18 protein-coding genes are annotated in these 17,679 nt (G+C 40.1%); 8 read left to right on the top strand and 10 right to left on the bottom strand.

The window, feature by feature from the left end; all coding sequences use genetic code 11:
* The first annotated feature begins 14 nt into the window (after positions 1 to 14).
* Positions 15 to 590, top strand: a complete 576-nt coding sequence (locus ACYQ0N_RS06015; RefSeq protein WP_177531499.1) for a sugar O-acetyltransferase — start codon at positions 15 to 17, stop codon at positions 588 to 590.
* A complete protein-coding gene (locus tag ACYQ0N_RS06020) occupies positions 587 to 1,384 on the top strand; it encodes a flavodoxin (protein ID WP_460162120.1) in 798 nt (265 codons plus the stop codon). The genes ACYQ0N_RS06015 and ACYQ0N_RS06020 overlap by 4 nt, the downstream gene beginning before the upstream one ends.
* A 389-nt stretch (positions 1,385 to 1,773) precedes the next feature.
* On the opposite strand, the gene ACYQ0N_RS06025 is transcribed toward ACYQ0N_RS06020, so the two are convergent.
* Both ACYQ0N_RS06025 and ACYQ0N_RS06030 read right to left on the bottom strand, forming a co-directional pair.
* Complete coding sequence (locus ACYQ0N_RS06025) at positions 1,774 to 2,775, bottom strand: GGGtGRT protein (protein ID WP_177531500.1); 1,002 nt, start codon at positions 2,773 to 2,775, stop codon at positions 1,774 to 1,776.
* 14 nt (positions 2,776 to 2,789) lie between these two features.
* Entirely contained in the window at positions 2,790 to 3,482 is a 693-nt protein-coding gene (locus ACYQ0N_RS06030) for an iron-sulfur cluster assembly scaffold protein (RefSeq protein ID WP_177531501.1), read from the bottom strand.
* A 188-nt stretch (positions 3,483 to 3,670) separates the two neighbouring features.
* Between ACYQ0N_RS06030 and ACYQ0N_RS06035 the strand changes: the two genes are divergently transcribed.
* From ACYQ0N_RS06035 to nrdG, 4 genes are all read left to right on the top strand, one after another.
* On the top strand, positions 3,671 to 4,609 hold the full coding sequence (locus ACYQ0N_RS06035) for an L-lactate dehydrogenase (RefSeq protein ID WP_177531502.1): 939 nt from the start codon (positions 3,671 to 3,673) through the stop codon (positions 4,607 to 4,609).
* Positions 4,610 to 4,776: 167 nt separating this feature from the next.
* Positions 4,777 to 5,496, top strand: a complete 720-nt coding sequence (pnuC, locus tag ACYQ0N_RS06040) for a nicotinamide riboside transporter PnuC (protein WP_460162121.1) — start codon at positions 4,777 to 4,779, stop codon at positions 5,494 to 5,496.
* A gap of 192 nt (positions 5,497 to 5,688) precedes the next feature.
* Positions 5,689 to 7,866 carry an anaerobic ribonucleoside-triphosphate reductase gene (nrdD, locus tag ACYQ0N_RS06045; protein ID WP_460162122.1) on the top strand — a complete coding sequence of 726 codons (2,178 nt, stop codon included), beginning with the start codon at positions 5,689 to 5,691 and terminating at the stop codon, positions 7,864 to 7,866.
* A 53-nt stretch (positions 7,867 to 7,919) separates the two neighbouring features.
* Positions 7,920 to 8,450, top strand: a complete 531-nt coding sequence (nrdG, locus tag ACYQ0N_RS06050) for an anaerobic ribonucleoside-triphosphate reductase activating protein (RefSeq protein WP_460162123.1) — start codon at positions 7,920 to 7,922, stop codon at positions 8,448 to 8,450.
* A gap of 73 nt (positions 8,451 to 8,523) precedes the next feature.
* Here nrdG and ACYQ0N_RS06055 read toward each other — a convergent pair whose 3' ends face one another.
* Genes ACYQ0N_RS06055 through ACYQ0N_RS06085 form a run of 7 tightly spaced genes read right to left on the bottom strand, consistent with a single transcriptional unit; the run spans position 8,524 to position 15,127 of the window.
* Entirely contained in the window at positions 8,524 to 8,892 is a 369-nt protein-coding gene (locus tag ACYQ0N_RS06055; RefSeq protein WP_177531506.1) for a zinc-ribbon domain-containing protein, read from the bottom strand.
* A 17-nt stretch (positions 8,893 to 8,909) separates the two neighbouring features.
* A complete protein-coding gene (locus ACYQ0N_RS06060; protein WP_177531507.1) occupies positions 8,910 to 9,338 on the bottom strand; it encodes an ACT domain-containing protein in 429 nt (142 codons plus the stop codon).
* A gap of 13 nt (positions 9,339 to 9,351) precedes the next feature.
* Positions 9,352 to 10,653, bottom strand: a complete 1,302-nt coding sequence (locus ACYQ0N_RS06065) for a phenylacetate--CoA ligase family protein (RefSeq protein ID WP_177531508.1) — start codon at positions 10,651 to 10,653, stop codon at positions 9,352 to 9,354.
* A gap of 15 nt (positions 10,654 to 10,668) precedes the next feature.
* Positions 10,669 to 11,244, bottom strand: a complete 576-nt coding sequence (locus ACYQ0N_RS06070; RefSeq protein ID WP_177531509.1) for an indolepyruvate oxidoreductase subunit beta — start codon at positions 11,242 to 11,244, stop codon at positions 10,669 to 10,671.
* Positions 11,245 to 11,263: 19 nt separating this feature from the next.
* Entirely contained in the window at positions 11,264 to 12,991 is a 1,728-nt protein-coding gene (gene iorA, locus ACYQ0N_RS06075) for an indolepyruvate ferredoxin oxidoreductase subunit alpha (protein ID WP_460162124.1), read from the bottom strand.
* Between the two features lie 4 nt (positions 12,992 to 12,995).
* Positions 12,996 to 13,835, bottom strand: a complete 840-nt coding sequence (locus ACYQ0N_RS06080; protein ID WP_460162125.1) for an HAD-IIB family hydrolase — start codon at positions 13,833 to 13,835, stop codon at positions 12,996 to 12,998.
* A complete protein-coding gene (locus ACYQ0N_RS06085) occupies positions 13,832 to 15,127 on the bottom strand; it encodes a phenylacetate--CoA ligase family protein (protein WP_177531512.1) in 1,296 nt (431 codons plus the stop codon). The genes ACYQ0N_RS06080 and ACYQ0N_RS06085 overlap by 4 nt, the downstream gene beginning before the upstream one ends.
* Positions 15,128 to 15,381: 254 nt before the next feature.
* Here ACYQ0N_RS06085 and ACYQ0N_RS06090 point away from each other — a divergent pair, with 254 nt between their 5' ends.
* Complete coding sequence (locus ACYQ0N_RS06090) at positions 15,382 to 16,302, top strand: uridine kinase family protein (RefSeq protein WP_177531513.1); 921 nt, start codon at positions 15,382 to 15,384, stop codon at positions 16,300 to 16,302.
* A gap of 128 nt (positions 16,303 to 16,430) precedes the next feature.
* Entirely contained in the window at positions 16,431 to 17,075 is a 645-nt protein-coding gene (gene rpe, locus ACYQ0N_RS06095) for a ribulose-phosphate 3-epimerase (protein WP_177531514.1), read from the top strand.
* 1 nt (position 17,076) lies between these two features.
* Here the strand turns inward: rpe and ACYQ0N_RS06100 are convergent, their stop codons facing one another.
* Positions 17,077 to 17,622, bottom strand: coding sequence for an adaptor protein MecA (locus ACYQ0N_RS06100; RefSeq protein ID WP_177531515.1), 546 nt, complete (start codon positions 17,620 to 17,622; stop codon positions 17,077 to 17,079).
* Positions 17,623 to 17,679 lie beyond the last annotated feature (57 nt).

The raw sequence follows: 17,679 nt of genomic DNA on the forward strand, positions 1-17,679 counted from the left end.
ATGAGGTAATTGGAATGACAATTGAAAAATTTCTCGAATTTATCCGCAGCGGTCAGGAGATAACAGTAGATTCCGACATTCATAAATTCATGGGGATTATGAGCAGTGAAGATATGAAGATTACCTGCTGCCTGAATAACAGCTATCACACCCCTGAAGAAATACGGCAGCTTTTTTCCAAGCTGATCGGAAAGGACGTGGACGAAACATTCAGCTTGTTTCCACCATTTACAACGGATTTCGGCAAAAATATTATTGTAGGAAAGAACGTGTTTATCAATTCGGGCTGCCGTTTTCAGGATCACGGAGGAATTACCATTGATGACGGCGCGCAGATAGGACATAACGTGGTAATTGCTACACTAAATCATAATTTTATTCCCGAAAAGCGGAGAAATATGTTTGCAAAACCTGTACATATAGGTAAAAATGTTTGGATAGGTTCAAATTCTACCGTTTTGCCGGGAATTACAATAGGCGAAAATGCAGTCGTTGGCGCAGGATCGGTTGTCACGAAAGATGTTCCGCCAATGACGGTTGTTGCAGGCAATCCGGCAAGAATAATCAAAGAAATCGGAGGTACAATATGAAACAAATATTATCTGTTTTCACAGTTTTGATAGTGATTCTATGTGGCTGCTCCGGTGCAAAAGCTTTTGTAAATTCAAAAGCTGCTGTTCAGATTAATGCTTCACAGATTTCCGGACTGGCTGATGAAACCTACGCAATTGAAGATGTCCGTGTTTTACAGGATTTTCTCCTCGGCAGACGAACTGTAGGTAACGGCAAGGATTTTGATTTATGCAAGGACGGAGTATGGAATGTTTTTGACCTGTGTTTATTAAAGCGTGAGGTTATGAAAAATATGACTGCAAACGATATGGATATTCTTGTGACGTATTTTTCATGTACGGGCAATACGGAAAAAATTGCGGAATATACCGCCTCTTATCTGAATGCAGACATCTATGAGATAGTTCCCGAAATTCCATACACTGAAGACGATTTAAAATATTACACCGATTGCCGTGCGGACAGAGAACAGAACGACCCGACAGCACGCCCTGAAATTTCAGGCAGTGTGAAAAATATGGATGATTATGAAATTGTATTTATCGGTTATCCTATATGGCACGGACAAGCGCCGAAAATAATTTATACATTTATTGAAAGCTATGATTTTTCGGATAAAATTATTGTTCCGTTCTGCACGTCGGGAAGCAGTCCTATAGGTTCAAGCGCGTCAAATCTGCATTCACTCGCTTCGGGCGGTACGACATGGCTTGACGGTATGCGCTTTTCGGGAAATGCATCGAAGTTAGATGTGACAAAGTGGATCGACAGTTTAAACCTTGATATAAAGGAAGATGATAATGTGGATTAGGAGCAGTTAATTATTACCGCAAACAGCCGGACATCTACTGCAAAATTTGCTGAAACTTCCAGCGTTGACGCATTGCGTTAATTGCTGTTAACATCCAGAACGTAAACAAAAAGCCTGTAAAGACTCTTAAATCTTTACAGGCTTTAAATTATTTCGGTTAATAAAATCCCTATATAATATTGATAGTTTCTGCTTGTACCATTATATTATAGGTTGAACCGTTTTGTAAACGTGGATATGATATTCCGAGTTCGTCATCGTTGCCTGGGGGAGTGTATTATCCAATTAAGATTGTACAATTATAATATAATAACTTCAATCCTTTTTGCCGGAATACATCAGTTAACGATAAATTAAACGAGCCTTCGGTAAATGCAAGTCCTTCGTGATTAGCGTTTCCACGATTCCTCAACAGCAACTGCGCAGGCAACTGTAGCTCCAACCATAGGGTTGTTGCCCATGCCGATAAGTCCCATCATTTCAACATGAGCCGGAACAGACGATGAACCTGCGAACTGTGCGTCAGAATGCATTCTGCCGAGAGTGTCGGTCATGCCGTAAGAAGCTGGTCCTGCCGCCATATTATCAGGGTGAAGAGTACGTCCGGTACCGCCGCCTGATGCAACAGAGAAATATTTCTTACCTTTTTCGATACATTCCTTTTTATATGTACCTGCAACAGGGTGCTGGAATCTTGTGGGGTTAGTTGAATTTCCTGTGATAGAAACATCAACGCCTTCCTTCCACATTATAGCAACGCCTTCCGTAACATCGTTAGCGCCGTAGCAATTAACCTTGGCTCTCAGACCGTCAGAATAGGATTTTCTGAAAACTTCCTTGACCTCGCCGGTTGAATAATCCATTTCGGTTTCAACAAAAGTAAATCCGTTAATTCTTGAGATTACCTGAGCAGCGTCCTTACCAAGTCCGTTAAGGATAACTCTCAGGGGCTTTTTTCTTACCTTGTTTGCTTTTTCGGCAATACCGATAGCGCCTTCTGCGGCGGCAAAGGATTCATGACCTGCAAGGAAACAGAAGCACTCCGTTTCTTCTTCAAGAAGCATTTTGCCTAGATTACCATGACCAAGACCTACCTTACGCTGATCGGCTACAGAGCCTGGTATACAGAAAGCCTGAAGACCTTCTCCGATTGCAGCGGCAGCGTCTGCCGCTCTTGTGCAGCCCTTCTTTATTGCGATTGCTACGCCTACGATATAAGCCCAGCAAGCGTTTTCAAAGCATATAGGCTGAATTTTCTTTACCTGTTCGTATATATCAAGACCTTTATCCTTAGTAATTTTCTCAGCCTCTTCAATAGATGAAATTCCATAGCTGTTTAAAACGGAATTGATTTTATCAATTCTTCTTTCATATGATTCAAATAAAGCCATTATAATTTACCTCCTTATTCTGCTCTGGGATCGATGATCTTAACAGCGTCTTCAACACGGCCGTACTGACCCTTTGCCTTTTCCCAGGCAGTATTAGGATCGTCGCCTTTTTTAATAAAGTCTGTGAATTTTCCGAGGCTTACAAACTGATATCCTATAACATGATCTTCATCGTCAAGCGCAATGCCGGTTACGTAGCCTTCAGCCATTTCGAGGTAACGAACACCCTTTTTAAGCGTACCGTACATTGTTCCTACCTGTGAACGAAGTCCCTTGCCAAGATCCTCAAGACCGGCGCCGATAGGAAGACCGTCCTCTGAGAATGCGCTTTGTGTTCTGCCGTAAACGATCTGGAGAAAAAGTTCTCTCATAGCAGTGTTGATAGCGTCACAGACCAAGTCGGTGTTAAGAGCTTCAAGCAGAGTTCTGCCGGGAAGAATTTCAGCAGCCATAGCTGCGGAATGCGTCATACCGGAACAACCGATTGTTTCAACCAGCGCCTCCTGAATTATACCTTCCTTTACATTAAGCGTCAGCTTGCAGGCGCCCTGCTGCGGAGCACACCAGCCTACGCCGTGAGTAAGTCCTGATATATCGGTTATCTGAGTTGCCTTTACCCATTTTGCTTCCTCCGGAATTGGAGCAGCGCCGTGAGCAACGCCCTGTCTAACAGTGCACATGTTTTCTACTTCATGAGAATAAATCATATAATTACTCCTTTCGTTTAAGACCTCAAACAGTCTTAATACAGCATATGTACTTATTATATAACATTTTCCTTTCTTAATCAAGTCTTTTTTTCAAAATTTGCGTGAATTGAATGTAAAAAGATGATAATAATATATTATATTGAAATATTAATTGGGCATTAAATGAATATTAAGGAGAATATGATATGAATAAACAAAAATGCGCAATAATCGGTTGCGGTTTCGTTGGCGCGACTATAGCGTTTGCGCTGACTCAGAAAAGTCTTTTTTCAGAGCTTGTATTGATTGATTCAAATCATGCTAAGGCAGAGGGTGAAGCTATGGATCTTAGTCATGGTCTTCCTTTTGCACATCCAATGAAAGTTTATGCGGGCGATTATAAGGATATTGCGGATTGCTACCTTATAATTATAACGGCCGGAACAGCCCAGAGGCCCAATGAAACTCGTCTTGACATGGTGCACAAAAATGTGGAGATTTTCAAGAGTATAATTCCTAATATCACAAAGTATAATAACAGCGCAATATTACTTGTTGTTTCAAATCCGGTCGATATTCTGACCTACTGTACAATAAAGCTTTCCGGATTTCCTGCGGGAAGAGTTTTGGGTTCCGGCACCGTTTTAGATACGGCGCGTCTGAAATATCATCTTGGACAGCAGCTTTGCGTTGACAGCCGAAGCATACACGCATTTATTATAGGCGAGCATGGGGACAGCGAGCTTGCTGTCTGGAGCAGTGCAAATGTTTCCGGTATAGATCTGGAGGACTTTCATGGATTATGCTCAAGCTGTCGTGAGGTATCGTTTAATCAGACCTATGAAAATGTCAGGGACAGCGCCTACGAGGTAATTGAAAGAAAGGGCGCCACCTACTATGGTATAGCAATGGCTGTGACAAAAATAGTGCTTGCGATAATAAGAGACGAGCATTCAGTTCTTCCTGTTTCGGGCTATGTTGACGGACATTACGGACTTTCTGATCTATGTATAGGAGTTCCGTCTATTGTCGGAAGCAATGGAATTGAAAAGGTTTTGGACATACCGTTGAACGAAGAGGAAAACGAAAGACTTATAAATTCTGTTAAAACCCTTAAAAAGGTTATATCGGAATTGGATATTTAAAAACGGAAGAAATTTTTTAAAACAACTATTGACTTTAACCTTTCAATTTGATATAATATAAAAAAATATTTTCTGCCACCGGGTAGAAAAGCGGAAGCGTCCGTTACACATCGTTAGGTCTTGGAAGATGTGTAACGGGCGCTTATTTTGGTTTGGAGGTTAAATATATGATATTTGAAAAATTTAAATCGCATCTTTTTTATTTTACCAAAAAGGAACTCATGCTTTGGTTTACATCTTCCGTACTTATTGTAGTTTCTTTCCTTGCATTTGACAGGGAAAACATATTGATCCTCATAGCTTCGCTGATAGGAGTTACATCATTGATTTACAATGCAAAGGGGAATCCGGTCGGTCAATTTTTGATGATTATTTTCAGCGCCCTATACGGTTTTATATCCTTTACCTTCGCTTATTACGGAGAAATGATAACTTATCTGGGAATGACTGCGCCGATGGCGGTTTTTGCACTTATCTCATGGTTAAAAAATCCTTATAACGGAAACAAGAAGGAAGTCAAGGTAAATAGGTTAAAACCAAAGGAAATTGCTTTTATGATAATTCTGGCAGCGGCTGTTACTTTTATATTTTATTATATTCTGTTATTTTTTCATACGGCCAATTTAGTACCAAGCGCTGTATCCGTGACTACCAGTTTTCTTGCGGTTTATCTGACCTTCAGAAGAAGCGCGTTTTATGCGGCCGCCTATGCGGCCAACGATATAGTGTTGATAATTTTATGGATATTGGCGGCGCTTACCGATATATCTTATTTATCTGTTGTTATATGTTTTATTATGTTTTTTGTAAACGATATTTACGGTTTTGTGAATTGGTCAAAGATGCGGAAACGGCAGGAAGCTGACCCAAATAAGATTCTGAATTAATAAATATAATAACGGTCGTTATATTTGCTGTGAGCCATTATGGAAAGTGTAAGAAATTTATATATATTATATGTGCATATTTTCTTTCCAATTAGCCTTGACTTTTAACGTTTATATGGTATAATACAATATGTAGTGTTTTACAGAAACTTAAAACACTACATATTGTGTTTTGGCTTGAGGGAGGTTTATATGAAAATTATAAAGAGGAGCGGTATTGAGGTGGATTTTGACGCCTCAAAAATTGATTCCGCCGTATCTAAGGCAAACAGGGAAGCGGCCGAAAATGCAAGGCTGACCGTTGAACAAATAAAAGATATTTCAAAATATATTAAGAATTTATGTGAGAATATCGGAAGAACTTTAAACGTTGAAGAAATTCAGGATCTTGTGGAAAATAAGATCATGGAATATCAGGCCTTCGAGGTTGCCAGAAAATATATTACATATAGATATAAAAGAAGTCTGGTAAGAAAATCTAATTCAACAGACGAGCAGATACTTAGTCTGATAGAATGCAATAATGAGGAAGTAAAGCAGGAAAATTCCAATAAAAATCCGGTTATTAACAGCGTGCAGCGCGATTATATGGCGGGAGAGGTCAGTAAGGATATAACAAGGCGTTTTCTTTTGCCGGAGGAGATTGTGAAGGCGCATGAAGAGGGAATTATACATTTTCATGACGCCGATTATTTTGCTCAGCATATGCACAACTGCTGTTTGGTAAACCTTGACGATATGCTTCAGAACGGCACTGTTATAAGCGAAGTAATGATAGAAAGACCTAAGAGCTTTTCGACTGCATGTAATATCGCAACCCAGAGTATCGCTCAGATAGCCAGCTCGCAGTACGGAGGACAGAGCATTACCTTATCGCATCTTGCTCCGTTTGTCGACGTAAGCAGACAAAAGCTGAGAAAAATAGTATATAATGAATTTAAAGAAGCCGGAATACCTCTCAATGAAGATAAAATAAATGAAATAGCCGAAATGCGTGTAAAGGAAGAAATTAAACGCGGAGTACAGATGATTCAATATCAGGTTATTACTTTGATGACTACCAACGGACAAGCGCCTTTTGTAACTGTTTTTATGTATCTGAACGAGGTAGAAGAGGGTAGGCTCAGAGATGATCTTGCGCTTGTGATAGAGGAAATGCTGCGTCAGCGTATACTGGGCGTAAAAAATGAAAGCGGCGTTTATATAACTCCTGCTTTTCCTAAACTGATTTATGTTCTGGAAGAGGACAATATACGCGAAGGAACAAAATACTGGGATATTACTAAATTGGCTGCTGAATGCACGGCAAAGAGAATGGTTCCGGATTATATATCAGAGAAAAAGATGCTGGAGCTTAAGATAGACGCAAACGGCAACGGTAATTGCTATCCATGTATGGGCTGTCGGAGCTTTCTGACTCCTTATGTTGATGAAAACGCCGCTCCTAAATATTACGGAAGATTTAATCAGGGAGTCGTTACTCTTAACCTTGTGGATATAGCGTGCTCGTCGAACGGAGACGAAGAAAGATTCTGGAAAATATTTGATGAACGTCTTGAGCTTTGCAGGGAGGCTCTGATGTGCAGACATGAAAGGCTGCTTGGAACACCTTCGGATGTTGCTCCCATTTTGTGGCAGTATGGAGCTCTTGCGCGTCTTAAAAAGGGTGAAACTATTGATAAGCTTCTTTATAATGGCTATTCGACTATTTCCTTGGGATATGCCGGACTTTGCGAATGTACAAGATATATGACGGGAAAATCACATACGGATCCGGAGGCTACTCCTTTTGCGCTTTCTGTTATGAAGCATTTAAACGAGGCTTGCAGCCGGTGGGCTGAGGAAACTAATATCGCCTTCAGTCTTTACGGAACGCCTTTGGAATCTACCACATATAAATTTTCAAAATGTCTTCAGAAACGTTTCGGAATAATACCCGGAGTTACAGACAGGAATTATATAACTAACAGCTATCATATTCATGTGACCGAGGATATTGACGCTTTCAGTAAGCTTACCTTTGAGGCTCAGTTTCAGAAACTGTCGCCGGGTGGAGCGGTGAGTTATGTTGAGGTTCCTAATATGCAGAATAATATAGAAGCCGTTCTGGCGGTAATGCAGCATATTTATGATAATATAATGTATGCCGAGCTTAATACGAAAAGCGATTATTGCCGCGAATGCGGATTCGACGGTGAAATACAGATAATAACTGATATACATGGAAAGCTTGTGTGGCAATGCCCAAACTGCGGCAATACAGATCAGGACAGAATGAATGTTGCCAGAAGAACCTGCGGTTATATAGGTACTCAGTTCTGGAATCAGGGACGTACTCAGGAAATAAAAGAAAGAGTAATGCATTTATAAGAAAAGCTCTGCCGCTTAATAGGCGGCAGTCTTTTATTTACGGAGAATTAATTATGAATTACGCCGAAATTAAAAAAACAGATATTGCTAACGGAACGGGAGTCAGAGTATCTTTATTCGTTTCCGGCTGCACACATCGTTGCAGGGGCTGCTTTAATGAGAAAACATGGGATTTTAATTATGGTTTACCTTTTACAGAGGATACATGCAGTGAAATAATAAAAGCAGTCGAACCGGTTTATATTTCCGGATTGACTTTAATAGGAGGCGAGCCTCTTGAGGTTTGTAATCAGAGATGTCTTATAGATCTTTTAAGAAAAATAAAAGGACTTTATCCTGAAAAAAATATATGGTGCTATAGTGGTTATACTTTTGAAACCGATATATTGAATAAAAAAGGAAAGGCGCACTGCGAGGTTACGGACGAGTTTATTTCTATGATTGACGTTTTGGTTGACGGTGAATTTATTCTTGCTCAAAGAAATTTATGCCTTAAATTCAGAGGCTCTGAGAATCAGAGAATTATACTTGTAAAGGAATCGCTGACTCGCGGAAAAACAGTTCTTTCTCCTTTGAATAAATAAAAATATCCCTTTTTGCTGTCGCTGTTTATTTATAAATCAGCTTTTTTGGCAAAAGGGATATTTTTATTGAATATTAATCGAAATCCTCTTCGGATACGGGAAGCTTTGCGCCGCAAACGCCGCAGAACTGGAATTTGTCCATTACCTCCGACTGGCATTTCGGGCAGACCTTAACGCCTTTAAGGCTTTGCAGCTCAAATTTCATTTTTTTGATTCTGCGTTTACGCGTATCAATATCTTCACAGTAAGCCTTCAATTCATCAATATTTTCAGGCGTTTTATAATAAGTTCTTCCGATGTCTGAAAATATTTCAAGGATTCTTTCTTCCTCGTAAATAATTTTTCTTTTCAGATTTCCTGTATCTGACAGGTTTTTTGTTTTTTCATTCATATTTCGGCTGGCGTCGCTAACAGCGTCGCCGATCTTATTAAAAATTCCCATAAAGTCCTCCCTTAATATTACATATCATAAATTTCCTGACTTGTTAAAAGCTTAATACCTGCGCTGCTTAAAACCTCGGCAGCCGCTTCGTTATCGGCGACTCTTAATATAACATAGGCGATATTTTCGGATTTGCTTACAAACGCATACATATATTCCACGCTTATTTTATTTGCATAAAGCGTATCCATAACTTTGGCAAGTCCGCCTGGATTGTCTTCAACGCCGACTGCAAGCACATCGGTAATAGTAACGGTACAGTCGGCGTCCTTTAGAGCGCCGCATGCTTTTTCAGGATCGTTTACAATAAGTCTCAAAATTCCGAAGTCCTTGGTATCCGCAATTGAAAGAGCGCGGATATCAATCTTGTTGTCTTTGAGTATATTAGTCATAGCCTTAAGCCTACCGGGTTTATTTTCAACGAAAATAGAAATTTGTTTAATCATAAGATATCCTCCTTTATTTGCGTCTGTCGATTACTCTTACCGCTTTACCTTCAGTTCTCTGAATGGTTTTGGGCTCTACAAGACGTATTTTTGCAGAAATGCCAAGCGTAGAATCTATTGCGTTTTTGATTATTTTTTCCTGATCCTCAAGGCTTTTTACAGTATCCGAGAACATTTCCGGGGATATTTCAACCTGTATTTCAAGAGTGTCGGTATTGTCGATTCTGTCCACGATAAGCTGATAATAAGGAGCAGTATTTCCAAGCTGAAGCAATACGCTTTCGACCTGAGACGGAAATACGTTAACACCTCTGATTATAAGCATATCGTCTGAACGGCCGGCTGGCTTCATCATTTTGATCAAGGTTCTGCCGCACGAGCATTTTTCGCGTTTGAGTATTCCGATGTCTCTTGTTCTGTATCTCAGCAGGGGAAAGGCCTCCTTTGTAATACAGGTGAACACTATTTCTCCCTGTTCTCCCTCAGGAAGCGTTTCTCCTGTATCGGGATCAATGGTTTCAGCGATAAAATGATCCTCATTAATATGCATACCGGTTTGTTCGCTGCATTCAAAAGCTACTCCGGGACCTATTATTTCTGTAAGACCGTAAATATCATGAGCCTTTAATCCGAGCTTCCGTTCAATTTCCGTACGCATTTCCTCTGTCCAAGGTTCGGCTCCGAACAGTCCTGCTTTAAGCTTTATCTGATCCTTTGATATACCCATTTCTTCCATAGTTTCTGCGAGAAACAGGGCATAAGACGGCGTACAGCAGATAAAAGTAGAGCCGAAATCCTTGATTATATTAATCTGACGTTTAGTATTTCCTGTTGATACCGGAATAACCGTCATACCCACCTTTTCAGCTCCGCCGTGCAGTCCTAAACCGCCGGTAAACAAACCGTATCCGTATGATACATGCATAAAGTCTTTATTTGTAGCTCCGGCGGCAGTAAGAGCTCTGGCGCAGCATTCCGCCCATATGTCGAGATCGTTTTCCGTATAGCCGACGACAATTTGCTTTCCCGTCGTACCGCTGGAGGCATGAAGCCTTACGACGTCTTCCATAGGAACGGCAAACAATCCGTACGGATATGTATCCCTGAGATCCTGTTTCATGGTAAACGGCAGCTTTTTCAAATCGTCTATTCCATGTATATCTTTTGGAGAAACACCGGCCTGTTCCATTCTTTCGCGGTAATAAGGAACATTTTCATATACGCGTCTTACTGTCTGAGAAAGCCTGAAGCTCTGAAGAGCGCGCATTTCATCATGAGTTGCGCACTCCATACTTTTATTCCAATAATTTTTCATAAATCCGCCGCTCCCTTATTTGAAATTTTTTCCCAGATCAAAGGCTTTAAGATTAAGCTCAAGGAATTTTTCAGGTACGCAGGTTCTTATAGCGTCTTTCCAGACGTTTTCATCAAAGCTCATTTTTGAAGCTATAACGCCCATTAAAACAACGTTTGAAGCCTTTGCGTTACCTGCTTTCTCAGCGAGTGAAAGAGCGTCGGCAGCTATTATATCTATACCAAGCGCTTCGATTTTTTCCGCTATATCAGCCGGATATTCGGCATTACCGGTAATTACAGGCATAGGATCAAGCGTCTGTGTTGATGTTATAAGATGACCGTTTTTTTTCAGATAAGAAACCCACCTTGCGGCTTCGAGCAACTCGAATGAAACGATGATATCTGCTTCACCCTTTTCGATTACGGGAGAATAAACCTTGTCGCCGTATTTTACATAAGTTACAACGGAGCCGCCTCTCTGAGACATACCGTGAACCTCGCTTACTTTTACGTCATAGCCCTGAGAAAGCAGAACGTTTCCGATTATTCTGGATGCCAGCAGACTGCCCTGACCGCCGACGCCGACTATCATAATTGATTTAGTTTCCATATTCTTTAAAACCTCCGTCTTATTCAGTAATAGCGTCAAACCTGCACATTTCAGTACAGATTCCGCAGCCTACGCACAAGGTTTTGTCTATATCAGCCTTGCCGTCCTTGATTGAAATAGCCGGACATCCGATTTTCAGACATAGTTTACATGTTCTGCATTTATCCTTGTTTACGTTAAGAGCCGGCTTATGCTTAACATATTTAAGAAGCGCGCAGGGACGTCTTGATATAATAACGGAAGGTTCTTCAATTTCAAGCTCTTCAAGCACCGCGGCTTCAGTTTCCTTCATATTATACGGATCAACAACTCTTACTCTTTCGATTCCGACAGCTTTACATAACGCTTCAAGCGATACCTTTGAAGCCGGATCGCCCTTAAGGTTATAGCCTGTTGTCGGGTTCTGCTGATGACCGGTCATTCCGGTAATGGAGTTGTCAAGTATTATAACTGTTGAATTTGTCGCATTATACGCAATATTGATAAGTCCTGTAATGCCGCTGTGGATAAAGGTAGAATCGCCTATAACTGCAACGTTTTTGTTTTCTCCGTCTTTACCCATTATTTTATTCATGCCGTGGAGAGCGGAAATGGAAGCGCCCATACAAATTGTTGAATCCATAGAATTAAGGGGAGCCGCGGCTCCGAGCGTATAACAGCCTATATCTCCTGAAACTGTGATATTATTCTTAGCCAAAGAATAGAATAAGCCTCTGTGCGGACATCCTGCGCACATAACCGGAGGTCTTACCGGAACGTTCGCTGAAAATTCTGTAAATTCGTTTTTTATGCCTAAAAGCTTTTCTTTGATAATGGACTGGGAAAGCTCCCCTATAAATCCGAAAAGCTCTTTTCCGATAACATTTATTCCAAGCTTTTTACAATGCGTTTCTATAATATCGTCGAGCTCTTCTATAACGTATATTGTTTTAAATTTTTTCGCAAAATTCTTTATTAAATCGGCAGGCAGGGGATTTACTATACCTAATTTCAGGTAAGACGCACTGTCGCCTAGAGCCTCCTTTGCATATTGATAAGCGACGCCGCTTGTTATAACGCCTATGCCGCCATCGTTAATTTCCGTGCTGTTAAGAGGAGAGGTTTCAGCGTATTCAATCAACTTTTTTGTTCTCTCTTCAACGACCGCATGACGTCCCTTTGCAAACGCGGGCATCATTACATATTTCTGAGGATTTTTAACATAGGGCTTGACCGGAACATTTTTTCTTTCGCAAAGCTCTACTATGCTCTGTGAATGTGATACTCTGGTTGAAAGTCTGACAATAACGGGAGTATCAAACTGTTCAGAAAGCTCGAAGCCGGCCTTTACAAAGTCCTTGCATTCTGAAGAATCGGAGGGTTCCAGCATAAGTACCTTAGAAGCTATCGCATGGTGACGGCTGTCCTGTTCATTCTGCGAAGAGTGCATACCCGGATCATCTGCAACGGCAATAACCAGTCCGCCGGTAACTCCCGTGTATGCGGCGGTATAAAGCGGATCGGCGGCAACGTTTAGACCGACGTGCTTCATTCCGCAAAAGCTTCTTGCTCCCGCAATTGACGCTCCTATAGCGGTTTCCATAGCCACCTTTTCATTAGGCGCCCACTCTGCATACATTTCCTCGTATTTGGCGCCGTATTCTGTAATTTCTGTGGATGGAGTGCCCGGATAGCTTGAAATAAGCCGGCATCCGCTTTCATATAAACCTCTTGCAAAGGCTTCATTGCCAAGCATTAATCTTTTCATTAATTCAAATCCTTTCTTTCAGATAATTATCTTTTATCCATAAAGCGACCGAATCGGAATTATTATCTCCGATTACATAGTCGGCAATATCTTTCAGTTCATTTTTTGCGTTTCCTACGGCAATTTTTCTGTCGCAGGCATTAAACAGAGGAATGTCGTTTAAGTTATCTCCAAAGCCCGTTATACTTTCGTATGCCCCGTAATTTTTCAGGAAAACCACGGCATTATATTTTGAGGCTGCGGAGCCGAATACCTCCAGAAACCAGTATTCCTTATGATAAACGTCTCTGTAAAAGGCGAGCTTTACGCCTTTGTTTTTTTCTATTTCACATTTAACCGGAAGCAGTTTTTCGTAGCTGTCTAAAATGGTGAAATATACGGTACCGGAGTCTGCCGCTTCAGAAAGATCGCTGCATTTGATAAAAGGTTTGTCATATTTATCCCTTCTGACAGCATAAAAATCTTTCATAGCCCTGTTTGAAAAATCAGAATATACGGCATACAGCATATCTCTTTCAATTTTATACATAAAGGGATGCAGATTATGCCTTTTGAATATTTCTGACACAGCCAGCGCATTTTCTGGTTTTATGTATGCATTTTTCATATATCTGCCGGTAACGGTATCGTATATGCTTACTCCGTTCATCAGAATACAGGGAAGCTTTAAATTCAGCTTTTCGGTTATTTTCAAAGCGGAAGCTGCGGTTCTTGCCGTAGCAAAAGTGAAATTGAGTCCATTTTCAATTAAATCGTTGAGTATGTCCGCGGCTTTATCGCTGATATCTGCTTTTTCGTTGAGAAGCGTACCGTCAAGATCAGAAACAAATAGAGTCTTGGTCATTGGCTTCTCAAATCAAGTATTCTTTTGGCTTTACCCTGAAATCTTTCAAGGGATTTATGCTCAACAAGAGATACCTTTGTTTCGATGCCCAGAACTGTTTTTAGATTATGATGAATCGAACATCTCAGCGATTCAAGAGCGGCATAGTTTTCAAGCAGAGAGCTATCGGCAAGCTCGACCTTTACCTCTAAATGATCAGAAAAATTCGATCTTGTTATAACAAGCTGATAGTGCGGAGCAATCTGCTCAAAGCCCATAAGAACGCTTTCAATCTGAGACGGAAATACGTTAACGCCTCTGATTTTAAGCATATCGTCCGTTCTTCCCATAATTTTAGCCATTCTTGCAAAGGTTCTGCCGCATTTGCAAGGCTCATAGTCTATTTTGGTAATGTCCTTTGTCCTGTACCTGAGCATAGGAATACCTTCCTTAGAGAGCGTGGTTACAACAAGCTCTCCCTGAGCTCCTTTGGGAAGAACCTGAAGAGTATGCGGATCAATAACTTCGGCAAGGAAATGATCCTCGTTGATATGCATTCCGCATCTTAGCTCGCATTCTCCCGAAACACCCGGACCCATAAGCTCGCTCATGCCGTAATTATCAGTCGCAAAAAGACCGAGCGTTTTTTCGATCTGACTTCTCATTTCTTCTGTGCAGCCCTCAGAGCCGAAAAGGCCCAGACGCAGATTTATTTTATCTATAACTCCCATTTCCTTTGCGGTTTCTCCTATGTACTGCGCATAGGACGGAGTGGATACGAGTCCCGATGTCTTAAAATCCTGCATAAGCATTATTTGCTTTTCCGTGTTTCCGCTTGAGGTCGGCACAACCGTCGCGCCTATTTTTTCCAGACCGTAATGAAGTCCAAGCGCTCCGGTAAAAAGACCGTATCCGAAGGCTATCTGAATTATGTCGTCTTCAGACGCTCCTGCCGCCATACAGAGTCTTGCCATGCAGTCGCTCCAGTTTTCAATATCGTTTTTAGTGTACCCTACGACGGTCGGTTTTCCGGTAGTGCCGCTTGAGGCGTGAATTCTTATAATTTTATTAACAGGCTGTCCGAAAAGACCGAAAGGGTAGTTGTCGCGGATATCTTCCTTTGTGGTATACGGTATGTACTGTATATCTTCAAGAGACTTGATTTTATCCGCCGTAACGCCGGCTCTTTCAAGTCTGTCATGATAAAATTTCACATTTCTGCTGCAATAATCGACAAGCCACTTTAATCTTTCAAGCTGTATTTTTTCGATTGATTTTCGCGGCATTGTTTCGATGTCCTTTTGAAAAAACATTGTTTTACTTTCCTCTTTCCGTTTGATGTAAAAATGCATAAGCATTGATTATCATCTAATTATATCATTCTTTTATAAAAAAGTATATAGTTTTCTGATTTTAACAAGTTATTTTGTAACTTTTTGTAGATTTTTGAAGTATTGATTTGTACATTATTACTTAATTTAAGATAAATGAATTTTTAGATTTATGTTGATAAAACTGAAAATTTATTGTATAATAAAACCATTAATATAGAAAGGCCGCTTAAATTATGAAATGTTTGAATATTAATTTTATTAATAAAATAATATATGAGGACGCCGAAAGGCTAGTCCGTGAATCGGAGATAAATTACCAGAATCAAATTTTGAATCTTTGCAGTAATGTAACGAAAAAAAAGGATACTCATCCGGTATTGCTTATATCAGGACCGTCCGGTTCCGGAAAAACTTCTACCGCCAATGAAATATCGAATTTATTATTCAGGGAATTCAATTGCGAAAGCAGCGTTATATCTCTTGATAATTATTTTCGTTCAAATAATTCGCCCGATATGCCTAAAGATAAATATGGCAACGTAGATCTTGAATCGCCATATTGTACCGATCTTGATCTTTTGAAGGAGCATCTTAACGCTTTGAAAAACGGAAGAGAATTTATGATGCCTGTATTTGATTTCAAATCTCAGGAAAGAAGCGGTTATATACCATATAAAAGAAATAAGGGCAGTATAGCTATATTGGAAGGTATACACGCATTGAATCCGCTGGTTACAGGAGATTGCGGCGATTTTGCGGTATGCGCGTATATCAGTGTTCGCACAAGGCTTAAATCAGATAATAACAGAACTCTGCATCCCAGAATGATAAGGTTAATGAGAAGATTATGCCGAGACTGCCTGTTCAGAGGGCGGGATATTGAATCGGTTTTCAGCTATTTTGAAAGCGTTTCCGAGGGTGAAAATAAGTATATTCTGCCTTTTAAGAGCAGAGCTGATTTTCAGATAGATACGTTTATGCCTTATGAGGTGCCGGTATATAAAAATTGTTTGGAAAATAAGCTGACACAGGTTCGGGACAGATTAATCAATAATGATTACTATAAAAATATTGTTGAATTTTTTAGATTCATATTGCCGATGAGCGAAAAAAATGTACCGGAAACTTCGCTTATCCGCGAATTTATAGGTTAAATGACGCCGCAGAGGTTGACGGCTTATGAATAATATTATATAATGTATGATAGTAAATTATTTCAAGTCAGGTCAGCCGCCGGCCATAATGAGCGGAGCTGAATATTCAGCAGTATATGGAGTATAAAATGAAAAATTTGGTGTCTGCATCTATATTGAGCGCGGATCTTTTGGATTTGAAAAATGAAATCGGAAAAGTGGTGGAAAGCGGTTCGGATATGCTGCATTTCGACGTTATGGACGGCGTTTTTGTCAATAATATTTCCTTCGGCTTTCCTATGCTTGAGGCAGTAAAAAAATGCACCGACATATGTCTTGACGTTCATTTGATGATTTCTGAGCCTATTAAGTATATAGAAAGGTTTGCAAAAGCCGGGGCCGATATTATTACATTCCATCTGGAAAGCGAAAGCAGTACGGAGAAAACCATTGAGACGATAAAAAAATGCGGAATCAGAGCGGGACTCTCGATTAAACCTAATACAGAATTTGAAAAAGTTATTCCTTTTATTAGCAATATAGATCTTCTTTTGATAATGACTGTGGAACCGGGATTCGGAGGACAGGCGTATATTGATAAAATGACTGATAAAATCAAAAAAGCTTACAGATATATAAAAGCAAATAATCTGGATGTAAAAATTCAGGTTGACGGCGGTATTAATCAAAATACCGCAAAAGCCGCTTCCGAAGCCGGAGCGGATATACTTGTGGCCGGAAATTATCTGTTCAGATCGGAAAATATGAAAAAAGCGGTTGAATCTATACGATAATTTATACGGACGCTATTTTTTTAACGGCGTCCTTACATTCTGCGCAAACATAATATTCCTGCATGGCAGAATCTGTGAAATCGTCGCTTTCCTGAGCCGATCCAAGGCCCTTTATCGAATTTGAAATAAAACTTTTATATGATTCGGATGTTTCTATAATAAGTCTTAATGAATTTGAGCTGTAAAAAAGCATACTGGATTTTATAATATCCGGTATTTTTTCATTAATAAAACGGCAAAATTCCTGAAGGGCTTCGAAATCATCAAATGTACAGACAAGACGGCATTTTCTGCGCTTTGACGCCGTAGTTTTAGGCGGAAACGATATAAAAATAAGACATCCGTTTATCCTTGAAAATATTTCGACATATAGCTTTTCACGAGTTATATCGACTCCAAGCTTTTCTGTTATTTCATCAGCAACGGATAGTATGAATTCGGTGGCTTTGTCGCTGTCCCAGTCGTCGTATTGTATGTCGTAATTGTAAAGGTCTATTTGGGATAAAACAATTTTCACGGAGCAATCGCTTAATTTTTCTATTTTCATTAAATCCCGTTCCTCCTTTTTAATTTATCGTTTCACTTTTTCAGTAAAAAATTCGTC

The sequence above is a fragment of the Ruminococcus sporogenes genome, assembly GCF_054655175.1.